The organism is Eggerthella hominis, assembly GCF_014287365.1.
Lineage (GTDB): Bacteria > Actinomycetota > Coriobacteriia > Coriobacteriales > Eggerthellaceae > Eggerthella > Eggerthella guodeyinii.
Map to the genome: position 1 here is coordinate 899,694 of NZ_JACOOA010000001.1, position 14,267 is coordinate 913,960.

Here is a 14,267-nt window from a genome sequence, read left to right on the forward strand (position 1 = left end):
CGGCTTCATGCGGATTTCCTGACGATTTCCAGGCCGACGCTGGCAGGGACGGTGCGCCCGAACAGGCTGACGTCGAGGTAGGCACGGCGCTTGTGCCGGTCGATCTTGCGGATGTCGCCCTCGAAGCCCATGAGCGGGCCCCTCGTGACGGTGATCTTGTCGCCGGTGATCACGCCCTCGCTCATGCGCACGGTATGGCTGCCGTCCATGAACGACAGGAACCAGTCGCGCTCCTTGCCCGTGAGCGGGAAGAACGAGTTCTCCTCGTTGCCCAGCAGACGGATGGGCAGGGGCACCTTCGACAGCTCCCGATGGAGCGCCTCGGGATCGTCGGCCACGAAGAACAAGTACCCCGGGAACAACAGCCGCTTCACCAGACGCCATTCGCCGCGGATCTTCCACATGACCTCGTATTCGGGCATAAAGCAGTCCTCCATGACGGAAGGGGGTACCAAGCGGCGGCACATCTCGAGCGTCGAGGACTCACGACCCGCTTGCACTTGCGCCACATACCACATGCCTGCTCCTTCCTCTCGCCTCTCGCGCACGCCGATCCGTTCCGTCAAAAGAAAAGAGGACGAATAGCTGCGCCGTGCCGTCGCTCTCCGGCGACAGCCGCTCGTATCGAGCCAACGCATCTATTCATCCTCTTGTCGATCGACGGAACGCGCTTCGCGACGATTTCGTCTTCTCAAGATATGTACCGAGCCCGACGGCTCACGGGTATGTTGCATACATACAACATACCCGCCGAAAGAAAAAGGCGACGAGCGCCTTTCCCTCCCTCAACGATTGTGCAATGTTGTATATAGTCCGTTGTTATATACACAACACACACGATACGCTGCGACGATGCGAAACACACTTCAAACAAAAGTCGGTCTGCGTATCAAGGACCTGCGCGCCATCAACGATGTCAGCCAGGAGCGGTTTGCCAACAAAATCGGCATGGACCGCACCTACCTCGCATCCATCGAGGTCGGGCAGCGCAACGTCACCTTGCAGAACCTTGCGAAAATCGCGAACGGATTCGACATGACGCTGTCCGAGTTCTTCGAGGGAATCCCCCGCATCGACCCGAGCGCCTGACCCTTCCATCCAACGGTTTGCCCGTCGCGCATTCGATTATACCTATATGTTGTATAAAAGCAACAATGCCGTAACGAAAGCCATGAAAATTGGAACGAGCGGGAGCTCTCGGGAAGCCTTCCGGCAACCCAAGAGGCGTCGCTCGTTACAAGATCGCGTTTACGAGAAAAGCGGGTGATCGGTACCCAGGCCTTGAAGATCAAGGGAGACTTCGGGGAGTATGGCCTTGATCTCGAGGGTACCGCCCAGGCTGGTGATGTAGCGGCGCAACGTATCCACCTGCATGACGTCGATGCTGCCGTTCTCCAAGTCGGAGATGCGCTTCTGGCTGACGCCCATCTTGGCCGCGACCTCCTTCTGCGTCATATGGCACGCCTTGCGCGCCTGTTGCAGCTCGTATCCCTTGATCTTCGCCTCGGTAGCGAGATGGGCTTTCTCTTTCATTTCAGGAGTGATATCAGTGCGCGTCGCAAAATATTCCTCGATGGTAAGGCCTTTTCTCATTGCGCTTCCTCCAACTCTTTCAGGTAACGCTTAAAAAGCCGGTCGGCCCTCGGGATGGCCCGTGCGTACCAACGGCTCCATCGCTCGCGCGTCCCGCCGACCGATTTGTCGCCAGCCAGAAGCATCACCGCTTTTCGCGATGGATCGAACGCGAACAGTATCCGGACCTCGCTTCTGCCAGGAGAAGGCGGCCTGAGCTCCTTCATGTTCTTGAATGCCGAGCCCTTCACCGAATCGACGAGCGGCCTTCCGGCATGCGGCCCATGATCTTGAAGCACCTCCAAAGCATCCCAGATCCGAACAGCCGTCTCGCCATCCAGTGCGTCAAGCCATGGCTCTATCAAGCTCAGATCAACTTCCCAAGTCCCCATAATATACCTCACACGTTATTTCTTGTCGAGCGATTCTCCTCCTTCAATGGTAACAACGCCGTCTTACGCGGCGATGGCGGGGATCTAGCGGGAATTCTCCTCGATCTTACGCGAATCCAACGCGGTTCCAGCGCGGATCGCACGCGCGTTGCCAGCCGACCCAGCGTGGATCGCACGCACGTTGCCAGCCAATCACCGCGCTCATGGCGATGCCGACCGGAAGCCTGTCCCCCGTCGCTGCCGGCCCAGCCAACTACGGCGATGACGCGGTTCGGCTCTACGAACGGGCCGTCAAGCCCGTCGACGTTGGTCGCGCGCGATACCCAGGTGTCCCGGTTGAAGCGCTCCGAAGAACCCGGCCCAGCGCCCGGCGCGCTCTGTTCGGCGAAACACGAGGCCGAAACCGCTCCGCAGTCCCCCGTTGTCGGAATACGGCCCGTCCTTACGACGGCGCCCCGGTCGCCATGCCCTCGTCGAGCTGCTTCCAGCACGTCCGCAGCTCCTCGATGAACGGCATCACCTGGTCGAGGCTTGGTTCCTCATCGGAATCGCCGCGCAGCATCTCCACCACGGTGTACAAGAGGTAGTCGATACTCACCTTCTCGTGGTCGACGATGGACTTCGCCATGGTGTAGACGAACACGTTCTCGACGTCGTTCGCGAGGATTCCCTTGGACGAGAACGTGTACTGGTAGGCCATCACGTCCACGCGCACGATGGCGCAGTTCTCGGGGTACACGAATACCAGCGTATCCTCGATCTCGCCGATGGACGTGTTCTCGATCAACCTGGAAAGGCCTTGCTTGACGAGAACCCGAAAGCCCGCTTTGACGCCTTCGCTTCCCTCGAAATACTCGTCGATCGCCCCGGCGATGGCATCGTCGCAGTGCGGCGAGATGTTGACGTGCTGCCCGCTACGGTAGTCGAACGCCTTGTCGCCCACGATCGCAAGCTCGCCCACCGCCTCCTTGTCGCCCAGCATGAGCTTGAGTTGGTTCTCGAGCGTCTCCGACTTCGCGCTGGCCATCCTCCGAAGGAAACAATACTGCTCCTTCAGGCGGATCTCCTCCTCGGTCTTGCCGGTGAGGTCGTCGATCAACTTGCCGATCTTTGTCATGGGACATCCTCTCTCGCGCCATATCGCACCTACGGGATCATCGTATCACCCGTACCCTGCGCAGCGCGGCCGCACGAGGAGAGAATCCGCGGGAAGGCGCCGCTCCCTAGCGCACGGCCAGCCTGCGGCCGAGGGGCTTGGCGCGGTACATGGCCTCGTCGGCCCGGTCGAGCAGCGTGCGGGCGGTGTCGTCGGGGCGCACGAAGCAGGCGCCGCAGCTTGCCGTGAGCGAGAAGGAGCCCGCCTCGGTCTCGAACACGTGCTGCTCGATGACGTCGACCTCAGTGAACAGGCGCTCGAGATCCTCGTCGGCAAGCCCTTGCGGCGCGCACAGCACGAACTCGTCGCCGCCGAAGCGGCCGACCCACGCGTCGAACTCGCGCGCGAGGTTGCGCAGGCGGTTGGCGAAGTACTGCAGCGTGTCGTCGCCGGCCACGTGACCGTACGTGTCGTTGATCAGCTTGAAGTCGTCGATGTCGAGCACCACGACCGCGGCGGCCTCGGCGGCAGGATCGTCCTTCGCGGCCTGGATGAGCCCTTCGAGCTCGTTGTTGATGTAGGTCTTGTTGAACAGCTTCGTGAACCCGTCGCGCACGGCGAGATCGTTGAACTTCGTCACCATGTGCGTGATCTCGATGTTGTCGTGCACCTCGATATCGGCCACGAGCAGGCTGTCGGTCACGTCCTTGATCAGCTCGAGGGCGAAAACGCGTCCTTCCACCTCGGACGGCAGGCTCGTGACGAGCAGCACGCGCCCGTCGAGGTACTCGATCTTGAACATGGGCGCCTGCAGCGCCAAGCAGGAGCGCGACGTGCAGTTGAGGCACGGCGCGCCCTGCTTCCAGACGCGATAGCAGAGCTCGTCGGACGCGCGAAGCTCCGCCGTATCGCAACCGTACGCGAACACCCGGTGGTCGCTCGGATCGACCAGGCGGTAGAAGTCGTACTTCAGCTGGTCGAATGCGGCATTCGCAACAGCGGGATGGATGCTCGCGTACGGGAACATGGCTACCCCAATTCCGCTAACTGCGCCTCCACGCGAGCCAGCTTATCGGCCATTTCGGCATGCTTGGCACGATCCTTCTCCACGATCTCGGGCGCGGCCTTCGCCAAGAAGCCCGGATTCCCCAGCTTCTTCTCCAGCTTGCCGGCGTCGGCGGCCAGCTTCGCACGCTCCTTCTCCAAGCGGGCGCGCTCGGCGTCGAAGTCCACGAGGCCCGACAGCACGATGTACACCTCGAGGCCCGGCGCCAACGACACGCTGGACTCGGCCGGCTTCTCGGCGTCAGCGGCGATCGCGAGCGACGCCGTGGCGCCCATGCCCTCGATCAGCCCGCGCTGCGCCTCGAGCAGCGCCGCGTCGGCCTCCCCCGCCTTCACGACCACGTTGAGCTCGGTCTTCGGCGAGATGCCGTAGCGGGCGCGCGTCGAGCGGATGGCCGACACCGTCTCGCACACCATGTCGATGGCGCGCTCGGCGTCCGCGTCGGCGTAGCGCGCCAGCGCCTCGGCGTCGGGCCACGCGGCCACGATGAGGTACGGCGCGTCCGTGCGGTCGATGGGCAGCTGCTGGTAGATATCCTCCGTCACGAACGGCATGATGGGATGCAGCAGGCGCAGCGCCTGGTCGAGCACGAACACGAGGTTGCGCTGGCAGGACCGGCGATCCTCCGGCGAGCCGTTCAGGCGGGCCTTCGAGAACTCGATGTACCAGTCGCAGAACTCGTTCCACACGAACGAGTACAGCTCGCGCGTGATCTCGCCGAACTCGAAGTTCGCGAACGCCTCGTCCACGCGGGCGACGAGCCCCGCCAAGCGCGAGAAGATCCAGCGGTCGGCGGGCGTCACGGGCTCGGGCGCGCCCGGCTCGTAGTCGTCGAGGTTCATCGTCACGAAGCGCGCGGCGTTGCGGATCTTGTTCGCGAAGTTGCGCGAGCTTTCCAGCTTCGCCTCGTTGAACTTGAGGTCCTGCGCGCCCGTCACCTGCATGAGCAGGCCGAAGCGCATGCCGTCGGCACCGTAGTCCTCCATGAGGCGCAGCGGGTCCACGCCGTTGCCGCGGCTCTTGGACATGGGCTTGCCGTCGGCGGCCATCACCGTCGGGTGGATGATGACGTGCTCGAACGGGATGCGATCGGTGCAGTACATGGACGCCATCACCATGCGCGCCACCCACAGGCCCATGATGTCGCGCGCCGTGGACAGCACCTGCGTGGGATACGCCTGCTTCATCTGCGGCGCGTCCATGCCCTCCTCGGTCCAGCCCATCGTGGCGAACGGCCACAGCTGCGACGAGAACCACGTGTCGAGCACGTCCTCGTCCTGGCGTGCGGGCTTGCCGCACACGGGGCACACCTCGACGTCCTCCACCGACGCGTCTTCCCAGCCGCACTCGTCGCAGTAGAACATGGGGATGCGGTGGCCCCACCACAGCTGGCGCGAGATGCACCAGTCCTTGAGGTTGTCCAGCCAGTCGAGGTACACCTGCTTCCAGCGCTCGGGGTGGAACTGGATGGAGCCGTCCTCCACCACGCGCGCCGCGTCCTGCTTGAGGCCGTCCACGGCCACGAACCACTGCTCGGACTCCCAGGGCTCGAGCTTCGTGTGGCAGCGGTAGCACGTCATGACGGAGTGGTCGTGGTCCTCCACCTTCTCCAGCAAGCCCAGCTCGTCGAACGCGGCCACGACGGCTTCGCGGGCCTCGTCGCGGTCCATGCCGCTGAACGCGCCGAAGCCGTCCACCACGTGCGCCCGCTCGTCGAAGATGTTGATGCGCTCGAGGCCGTTGCGCTCGCCCATCGCCCAGTCGTTCGGGTCGTGCGCGGGCGTGGTCTTCACGCAGCCGGTGCCGAACTCCCTGTCCACGTGCCAGTCGGCGAAGATGGGGATCTCGCGGTCGACGAGCGGCAGCTTCACCGTCTTGCCCACGAGGTGCTTGAAGCGCTCGTCCTTCGGGTTCACCGCCACGCCCGTGTCGCCGAGCATCGTCTCGGGGCGCGTCGTGGCCACCACGAGGTACTCCAGGCCGTCCTCGGGCTCGGTCAGCGGGTAGCGCAGGTACCACAGGTGCCCCGCCTCGTCCACGTACTCGGCCTCGTCGTCGGAGATGGACGTCGTGCAGTGGGGGCACCAGTTCACGATGCGCTTGCCCTTGTAGATGAGGTCGTCGTGGTACCAGTCCACGAACAGCTTGCGCACGGCCTTCACGTAGGCCGGCTCCAGCGTGAAGTGCTCGTCGGCGTAGTCGCACGAGCAGCCCATGCCCTTGATCTGGTTCACGATGGTGGTGCCGTACTCCTTGTACCAGTCGTAGCACGCCTCGATGAACGCCTCGCGGCCGATTTCCAAACGGCTGATGCCCTGGTCGGCCAACTTCTTGTCCACCTTGGTCTGCGTGGAGATGCCGGCGTGGTCGGTGCCGAGGATCCAGCGCGTGGGACGGCCCTGCATGCGGGCGCGGCGGATGCACGTGTCCTGGATGGTGTCGTTGAGGGCGTGGCCCATGTGCAGCACGCCCGTGATGTTCGGCGGCGGGATGACGATGGTGTAGGGCTGCCCCGTGCCCGCGCCCAGCTCGGGCGTGCGCTGGAAGTAGCCCGCGTCCATCCACGCGTCGAAAAGCGGGCGCTCGTGGGCGGCGAAGTCGTAATCGATCTTCTTGCCGCTCTTGTCGTTCGTGTTATCGGCCATGATCTGCTCTTTCGTCCTCAAAGTCTCTCAAACCGAAAAGCGGGCGCGCCGCTCGTCCGCGATCCGCCCGCTCGTTTACCGTATCCTGCGCCCGCGCTACGCGCTTTGCAGGCTCGCCTCGTCGCCCGCCGGAAGGGCCTCGATCTCGTCCGCCGACTCGATGTCGGGCTTCGTCTCCCCCGTGATGTCCGTCGCGCGGATGGTCACCGACGACGGGCCGTTCTGCTCGGGCAGGTCGTACATCACGTCTTGCAGCACGCGTTCGCAGATGGAACGCAGGCCGCGGGCGCCCGTGCCGTGCTCGACGGCCTCGTGCGCGATGGCGCGCAGGGCCTCGGGCTCGAACGTGAGCGCGGAGTCCTCGAACTCGAACATCTTCGTGTACTGCTTCACCAGCGCGTTCTTCGGCTCGGTGAGGATGCGCACGAGGTCGTCCTCCGACAGCTCGTTGAGGGACGTCACCACGGGGATGCGGCCCACGAACTCGGGGATCATGCCGTACTTGTTGAGGTCCTCCGGCAGCACCTGGGCCAGAAGCTCGGCCTCGGCGTGCTTCTTGCTCTCGGGCATCTCGGCGTTGAAGCCCAGGCCGCTCTTGCCCACGCGCTCGGCGATGATGTCGGCCAGGCCCACGAACGCGCCGCCCAGGATGAACAGGATGTTCGTGGTGTCGATGTGGATGAGCTCCTGCTGCGGATGCTTGCGGCCGCCCTGCGGCGGCACGCTGGCCTCCGTGCCCTCGACGATCTTCAACAGCGCCTGCTGCACGCCCTCGCCCGACACGTCGCGGGTGATGGACAGGTTCTCGGCCTTGCGGGCCACCTTGTCGATCTCGTCGATGTAGATGATGCCGATCTCGGCGCGCGGGATGTCGAAATCCGCCGCCGTCATGAGCTTGAGCAGGATGTTCTCCACATCCTCGCCCACGTAGCCGGCCTCGGTGAGGGTCGTGGCGTCCGCGATGGCGAACGGCACGCGCAGCGTGCGGGCCAGCGTCTGGGCCAGCAGCGTCTTGCCCGAACCCGTGGGGCCCAGCAGCATGATGTTGCTCTTCGCCAGCTCCACGTCGCCGTCCTCGGCGTCCGCGCCCAGGCTGATGCGCTTGTAGTGGTTGTACACCGCCACCGACAGCGCGCGCTTCGCCTGTTCCTGGCCCACCACGTGCTCGGAGAGGTCCGCGTACAGCTCGTGGGGCGTGGGCAGGTCGGCCAGCACGTCCTCCGGCGCCGGATCGGCGACCGACGCCATCACGGCGCCGTCGCCCACCCGCGCGTGGCGGCCCTCTTCAGCATGGGAGAAGCCCTCGGCCGACGCGTCCGCGTCGTGGCCGGGAACGCTCAGCCCCAGGTCGCGCATCATCGCGTCGGCGCACACGGAGATGCACTCGTCGCAGATGTAGATGCCGTTCGGCCCCGAGATCATCGCCGCCACCTGATGCGGCTGCTTGCCGCAGAAGGCGCAGGCGATGTCGGAGTTCCGGCCTTCGAATTCGTCGTCGCGTCTGTCGTTCATGTATCCTGTTCGCTCTTCTACTCGTCGGTGCTCGGCGCAACCGCGCGCGAGGTGGTGATGCGGTCGACCAGGCCGTAGGCAACGGCCTCTTCGGCGGTCATGTAGTTGTCGCGCTCGGTGTCGTTCTGGATGGTCTCGAGCGTCTGGCCCGTGTTGTCCGCGAGGATCTTGTTCAGGCGGTTGCGGGTCTTCAGCATGAAGTCGGCCACGATGGCGATCTCGGTCTGCTGGCCCTGCGCGCCGCCGGACGGCTGGTGGATGAGCACCATGGAGTTCGGCAGGCACAGGCGCTTGCCCTTGGCGCCGTTGGAAAGCAGCACGGCGGCCATGGACGCGCACTCGCCCAGGCAGATGGTGGACACGTCGCACTTGATGAAGTCCATCGTGTCGAGGATGGCGAGACCGGCGGTCACCGAGCCACCCGGCGAGTTGATGTACAGGGAGATGTCCTTGTCGGGATCGGCGCTCTCGAGGTGGAGCAGCTGCGCCACGACGGAGTTGGCCACGTTGTCGTCGATCTGCTCGCCCAGGAAGATGACGCGATCGTTGAGCAGGCGGGAGTAGATGTCGTAGCTGCGCTCGCCGCGGGGGGACTGCTCGATAACGTAGGGGATCAATGCTGATTTGGGATCAAAACTCATAGGTATGCCTCGCTTGTCTCTTGAGGCCGCTGGGCGGCTCTGCTTGCGTTCATGCCATAGTGCGATGTATCGCTGCGCTGTGCAAGGCCCGGGTACCGTTTCGTTACCTCGGGCCGTCCAACCGCGCAGGTGCGCAGCCGGACGGCCCGAGCAGTTCGCGGTGCTATTCGGCGTCGTCGGCCTTGGCCTCGGCACCCTCGTCCTTCTTCGCAGCCTTCTTCGGAGCGGCCTTCTTGGCCGGCTTCTTCGCGGGCTCGTCGCCCTCGGCGTCGTCCTTCTTGGCGGTCTTCTTGGCGGCAGCCTTCTTGGCCGGCTTCTTCTCCTCGTCCTTCTTCTTCGAGGGGTCGAGCTCGGTCACGACGGCCTTGTCCATGAGGTCCTTCACGGCCTTCGTGCGCAGCACGCCCTGGCGCACCATGTGCAGCTGGCCGTTCGCGCGCCATTCGGCCTGCAGGGCCTCGGGGTCCTCCACGCCGCTCTTCACGAACTCCTCGGTGACGTCCTTGCCGGTGGCCTCCATGCCGAAGTGGCGGGCCCACGCGTCGAGCGCGAGGTCCTGCTTGGACATGTCGAGCGCCTGCTGCTTGACGTCTTCCTTGAACTGGTCAGGCGTGATGCCCTGCTGGGCGAGGTACACGTCGAACGTCATGCCCTGGCTCTGGAGCTGCTGGAAGAAGTCCTGGATCAGGCTGGCTTCCGCATCCTCGCGCAGGGCCTCGGGGACCTCGGCCTCGACGCGCTCGGCGAGCGCGTACAGGCAGGCGTTCTCCTTGAGGCGCGGCATCATGTCGGCCTTCTGGCTGGCGATGGACTCGGCGATGCGGGTGCGCAGGTCCTCCACGCTCTCGAAGCCCATCTGCTCCTTGGCCCACTCGTCGGTGACCTCGGGGACGATCTTCTTCTTGACGACCTTGACCTCGACCTCGAAGTTGATCTTCTCGGTCTTGCCCGCCAGCGCCGACAGCATGATCGGCGGGTCGGCCGGCATGTCGAGCGTGAACGTGGCGGTCTGGCCCTTCTTCAGGCCCACGAGCTGCTCGTCGAACTCGGCCGGGAACAGGTTGGCGCCCAGGCCGTAGGGACGGTTCTCCGTCGTCAGGGACGGGATCTCCTCGCCCTTGTCGTCGGTAGCCTTCATGGACAGGTCGATGTAGCTGTCGTCCTTCACCTTCGTGGCGGCCGACGCGTCCTCGAACGAGTAGTAGTGCTCGCGCAGGGCGTCGATCTGCTCGTCGACCTCGGCGTCGCTCGCGCCCTCGGCAGGCAGCTCGATCTCAACCGGCTCGTAGCTGGAGATCTCGATCTCCGGCTTCACCGCGACGGTGAACGCGAACGTGTACGGCTTGCCAGCCTCGACGAGGTCGGTCTCGTCGAACTCGGGCTTGGCGATGGGGTACAGGTCGCAATCGTCGATGGCGAGAGGATAGGTTCCGTTGACGACATCGTCGGTCACCGTCGCGCGGACGGCTTCGGCACCAAGGGCGTTGTCGATGATCGGGCGCGGGGCCTTGCCCTTGCGAAACCCGGGGAAGTTGTACTTGTTGGCGAAGTCCTTGTAGGTCTTCTTGATGCGGGCATCGATGTCCGCAGCATCGACGGTAACGGTCACTTTCGTGCGGTTATCTTCCAATGCCTCAACTTTTGTTTCCACGTAGCTATCCTCCATCATTCTATGTCGCCTTGCGGCATCGTTCGGTGCGATTGCCTTGGCTGCCTTCATGCGGCGATGCGCGATGACCTGCACTGCGCCAAGCACACCGAGACGGAATTATCGCACATATGAGGCCGCCCGGGAAGTAAAGATGAGGCAGGTTCACGAAGAACCGACGAAACGGGGCGGGTTGCGCGCCGTTCGCGCCGCGCGCGCCGTTCGCCCGGTCCGCCCGTCGTGCTAGTATAGGCCTGTTTCGTCCCCGCCCCCAAGGAGCCCCCATGCCGCAGGACCGCACCCTCAAAGCCATCAAGACCCGCAGCCGCAGCGAGCAGGTATCGGTGATCTCGCTGCTGTTCCTGCCGTTGCTGGGGCTGTGCTGCCTGCTGCTTCCCGAGGCGTCCACGATGGCGCTGCCGTTCGTTCTGGGCGGGATCATGGCGGTTTCCGGCATCGGCGGCATCGTGCACGCGGCGGCCGGCGCGAAGAGGGACGAAGGGGACGGAGACGAGCGCGCTGCCGAGCACGCGATCCTCGGCAAGGCCATCGTGATGAGCGTGCTCGGCATCGTGATCCTCGTGCAGGGGCACGCGTCCATCAGCTTCGTCGGCGTGATGTGGGGCCTGCTCGGCCTGTACAAGGCCGCCGACGAGATCGACGAGGTGGTGCACGCGCTCAGGGCCCGCCGCCGCTTCGTGCTGAAGCTCGCGTTCACCGTGTTCGAGATGGTGCTGGCCGTGCTGCTCATCGTCAGCCCGTTCGCCAACATCGAGCACCACGTGCTGCTGCTGGGCCTCGAGCTGATCGCCTACCCCTTCCGCATCGAGTCGGGCGACTCCGGCAAGCTCACCATCGAGACGGAGGCGTAGGGCCGCGCCTCGTGCGCGGGCGGGGTTCGGCGCGCGCCTGCGCAGCCGCCGTCCACCTCATGGAATAAGGTTACAAATCGATTTCCCCCTCCCGCGGAATGGCCGGTCACGGTATCATGGGAGCGAACCGAAAACGTACACGAAACGCAGCAGCGGAGGCTTTCATGCCCACCATCGATCTCAACATCATGCAGGAACGCGAACTGGGGCGTCTGCTCGACTACGAGCGCGCCACATGCACGGTCGACGGCGACCTCGTGTACCGGTGCGCCTTCCCCTACCGGCCCGACGACGATCTGCAGCGCGAGCTCGTCGAGCGAGGCGCGCTCATGCAGAAGATCGACGATCGGCGCGGCACCGTGGTCACCATCACCTCGGACGGCTACTCCTACTTCCCCATGCTGCAGCAGGAGGAGGACGAGCGCAAGCGCCGCGAGCGGCGCGAGGTGCGCCTCGTGGGCACCGCCGCCCTGTTCGCCGTCATCAGCATGCTCATCGGCTTCCTGCTGGGACACTTCTTCGCGTAGCGCCGCAACGCGTCCTCGTCGCGCCCATTTTCGCGCAAGCCGACGATTGCGGTTGGCTTTCCCGCCTTTTTTGGTATCATGATCGCTGCACGCTTCCAAGCGTGCGCTCACACGTGCGGGCGTGGCGGAATTGGCAGACGCGCCAGATTTAGGTTCTGGTGGGGAAACTCGTGAAGGTTCAAGTCCTTTCGCCCGCACCAGCTGGGGGGAGGGTGCCATCGGCATCCTCCCCCCAGCTGGTTTCAACGGCCGCCGCACGGCCGACGTCGAGAAAGGAACGGGAACCGCATCATGGGAATCAAGAAGGTCGCGCAGGCGTGGAACTCCGTCAGCCTGGTGAAGCGCATCGTCATCGGGCTGGTGATCGGCGGCGTGTTGGGCGTGGCGGCGCCGAACATCGAGATCATCGAGCTTTTGGGCACGCTGTTCGTGTCGGCGCTGAAAGGCGTCGCCCCCATCCTCGTGTTCTTCCTGGTCATCAGCGCGCTGGCCAACGCGAAGGCCGCCGGCTCCATGAGGACCGTCGTGCTCCTCTACGTGGTCAGCACGTTCGTCGCGGCGCTCGTGGCCGTGGTGGCCAGCTTCCTGTTCCCCATCGAGCTCACGCTGTCCGCGCCGGCGACCGATCAGAGCTCGCCGTCGGGCATCGGCGAGGTGCTGGGCACGCTCGTGATGAACGTGGTGTCGAACCCGGTGGACGCGCTCATGAACGCGAACTACATCGGCATCCTCGCCTGGGCCGTGGTGCTGGGCATCGCGCTGCGCGCCGCGTCGCAGGGCACGAAGGACGTGTTCACCAGCGTGTCCGACGCCGTGTCGCAGGTGGTGCGCTGGGTGATCGCGCTGGCGCCGTTCGGCATCCTGGGCCTCGTGTACTCCACGGTGAGCGAGAACGGCCTGGAGATATTCACCGAGTACGGCCAGCTGCTGCTCGTCCTCGTGGGCTGCATGCTGTTCATCGCGTTCGTCACGAACCCGCTGCTCGTGTTCTGGGGCATCCGCAAGAACCCCTACCCGCTCGTGCTGCGCTGCCTGAAGGACAGCGGCATCACGGCGTTCTTCACGCGCAGCTCGGCGGCGAACATCCCGGTCAACATGGAGCTGTGCCGCAAGCTGGGCCTCGACAAGGACAACTACTCGGTGTCCATCCCGCTGGGCGCCACCATCAACATGGCGGGCGCCGCGGTGACCATCTCGGTCATGGCCATGGCGGCCGCGCACACGATGGGCGTAGGTATCGACCTGCCCACCGCCGTCATCCTGAGCGCGCTGTCCGCCGTGTCCGCCTGCGGCGCGTCGGGCGTGGCGGGCGGGTCGCTGCTGCTCATCCCGCTGGCGTGCTCGCTGTTCGGCATCGGCAACGACGTGGCCATGCAGGTGGTGGCCATCGGCTTCATCATCGGCGTGATCCAGGACTCGTGCGAGACGGCGCTCAACTCGTCGTCCGACGTGCTGTTCACCGCCACGTCCGAGTACCGCCAGTGGCGCAAGGCCGGCAAGGAGATCACGTTCGGCAAGGACGCGTTCAGCGAAGACGAGCTGGCGTAAACACACCCCTTGCAAACGAAGCGGCCCCCGGGGGGCCGCTTCGTTCTTCTTCGGCGCGGCGAGGCTCCGGGTATCCGGGCGCCGCCGCGAAGCGGGGCGGCCTACTGGTCCACCACCGCCACCGTGTAGGCGTTGTCGCCCACGGTGAAGGGCTTGAGGAGGTTCTCCACCAGCGTGTGGGCCTGGGTCTTGGCCTGCTCCAGCATGTTGGCCTGGTTCACCTTGCCCTCGGCATCCTGCTGGGCCACCTTGAGCGCCTCGGCCGTATCCTGCTTGTTCTCCCAGTTGAACAGCGCGAACGAAGAATCGTAGAACTCGATGGAGTTCGGGTCGATCTCGATGCCCAGCAGCTTGGGCGCCGGCAGGCTCACCGTGATGGCGTTGCCGCTCACCTCGACGCTCGCTTGCGCCAGATCGACGCCCGCGCGCACCTCGGCATCGTAGACCATGGTGAACGCCTTCTTCGTGATGAAGTCGATGTCGCCGTTCTCGTAGCGCACGAGGCCGCGGTAATCGAGCTTGGCCGTGGCCAGCTCGCTGCAGTCGGACAGCTGCTCCTGGATGGACGTGGACGACAGCGACACGCTCGGCTCGAGCGTGCGCTGCACGGCGAGCGTTCCGAACACGCCGGCCGCGACGAGCGCGACGGCGACGACAACCATGAGGATTTTCTTCATGCCTCTCCTACCCTGTCAGCTTTCACCCTGCAAGGATACCATGAGGCCGAGCCGCGAAAACGTCGACGCGC

The 14,267-nt window shown here is 64.8% G+C and carries 14 protein-coding genes and 1 tRNA gene; 5 read left to right on the forward strand and 10 right to left on the reverse strand.

Annotated elements, in window-relative coordinates:
* Window positions 1–5 precede the first annotated feature (5 nt).
* Window positions 6–518, reverse strand: coding sequence for an antiterminator LoaP (loaP, locus tag H8S61_RS03955; protein ID WP_160942196.1), 513 nt, complete (start codon window positions 516–518; stop codon window positions 6–8).
* A 334-nt stretch (window positions 519–852) separates the two neighbouring features.
* Between loaP and H8S61_RS03960 the strand changes: the two genes are divergently transcribed.
* Entirely contained in the window at window positions 853–1,089 is a 237-nt protein-coding gene (locus H8S61_RS03960; protein ID WP_154332275.1) for a helix-turn-helix domain-containing protein, read from the forward strand.
* A 159-nt stretch (window positions 1,090–1,248) separates the two neighbouring features.
* On the opposite strand, the gene H8S61_RS03965 is transcribed toward H8S61_RS03960, so the two are convergent.
* The 8 genes from H8S61_RS03965 to tig all read right to left on the reverse strand — a co-directional run bounded on the left by H8S61_RS03965 (window position 1,249) and on the right by tig (window position 10,575).
* Entirely contained in the window at window positions 1,249–1,593 is a 345-nt protein-coding gene (locus tag H8S61_RS03965) for a helix-turn-helix domain-containing protein (protein WP_186938010.1), read from the reverse strand.
* A complete protein-coding gene (locus H8S61_RS03970) occupies window positions 1,590–1,976 on the reverse strand; it encodes a type II toxin-antitoxin system RelE/ParE family toxin (RefSeq protein WP_366457779.1) in 387 nt (128 codons plus the stop codon). The genes H8S61_RS03965 and H8S61_RS03970 overlap by 4 nt, the downstream gene beginning before the upstream one ends.
* Window positions 1,977–2,406: 430 nt before the next feature.
* Window positions 2,407–3,081, reverse strand: coding sequence for a hypothetical protein (locus tag H8S61_RS03975; RefSeq protein WP_186938011.1), 675 nt, complete (start codon window positions 3,079–3,081; stop codon window positions 2,407–2,409).
* 106 nt (window positions 3,082–3,187) lie between these two features.
* Window positions 3,188–4,087 (reverse strand): GGDEF domain-containing protein, encoded by a 900-nt coding sequence (locus tag H8S61_RS03980; protein ID WP_186938012.1) that lies wholly within the window; start codon window positions 4,085–4,087, stop codon window positions 3,188–3,190.
* 2 nt (window positions 4,088–4,089) lie between these two features.
* A complete protein-coding gene (locus H8S61_RS03985; RefSeq protein ID WP_186938013.1) occupies window positions 4,090–6,771 on the reverse strand; it encodes a valine--tRNA ligase in 2,682 nt (893 codons plus the stop codon).
* A 96-nt stretch (window positions 6,772–6,867) separates the two neighbouring features.
* The gene (gene clpX, locus H8S61_RS03990) at window positions 6,868–8,283 is read right to left on the reverse strand and encodes an ATP-dependent Clp protease ATP-binding subunit ClpX (RefSeq protein ID WP_186938014.1); all 1,416 of its coding nucleotides are present in this window, start codon (window positions 8,281–8,283) and stop codon (window positions 6,868–6,870) included.
* A 17-nt stretch (window positions 8,284–8,300) separates the two neighbouring features.
* Window positions 8,301–8,924: an ATP-dependent Clp protease proteolytic subunit gene (locus H8S61_RS03995; protein ID WP_009304212.1), complete on the reverse strand. Its 624-nt coding sequence runs from the start codon at window positions 8,922–8,924 to the stop codon at window positions 8,301–8,303.
* Between the two features lie 163 nt (window positions 8,925–9,087).
* Window positions 9,088–10,575: a trigger factor gene (gene tig, locus H8S61_RS04000; RefSeq protein ID WP_244977519.1), complete on the reverse strand. Its 1,488-nt coding sequence runs from the start codon at window positions 10,573–10,575 to the stop codon at window positions 9,088–9,090.
* A gap of 281 nt (window positions 10,576–10,856) precedes the next feature.
* On the opposite strand from tig, the gene H8S61_RS04005 reads away from it, so the two are divergent.
* The 4 genes from H8S61_RS04005 (at window position 10,857) to sstT (ending at window position 13,519) form a co-directional block, all read left to right on the forward strand.
* Entirely contained in the window at window positions 10,857–11,444 is a 588-nt protein-coding gene (locus H8S61_RS04005) for a DUF308 domain-containing protein (protein ID WP_186938015.1), read from the forward strand.
* Between the two features lie 164 nt (window positions 11,445–11,608).
* Complete coding sequence (locus tag H8S61_RS04010; protein ID WP_160943654.1) at window positions 11,609–11,971, forward strand: hypothetical protein; 363 nt, start codon at window positions 11,609–11,611, stop codon at window positions 11,969–11,971.
* Window positions 11,972–12,086: 115 nt separating this feature from the next.
* Window positions 12,087–12,171 (forward strand) — tRNA-Leu (locus H8S61_RS04015).
* Window positions 12,172–12,262: 91 nt separating this feature from the next.
* Window positions 12,263–13,519, forward strand: coding sequence for a serine/threonine transporter SstT (gene sstT, locus H8S61_RS04020; protein ID WP_160943653.1), 1,257 nt, complete (start codon window positions 12,263–12,265; stop codon window positions 13,517–13,519).
* A 101-nt stretch (window positions 13,520–13,620) separates the two neighbouring features.
* Here the strand turns inward: sstT and H8S61_RS04025 are convergent, their stop codons facing one another.
* Window positions 13,621–14,196: a DUF4230 domain-containing protein gene (locus H8S61_RS04025; RefSeq protein WP_154332285.1), complete on the reverse strand. Its 576-nt coding sequence runs from the start codon at window positions 14,194–14,196 to the stop codon at window positions 13,621–13,623.
* Window positions 14,197–14,267 lie beyond the last annotated feature (71 nt).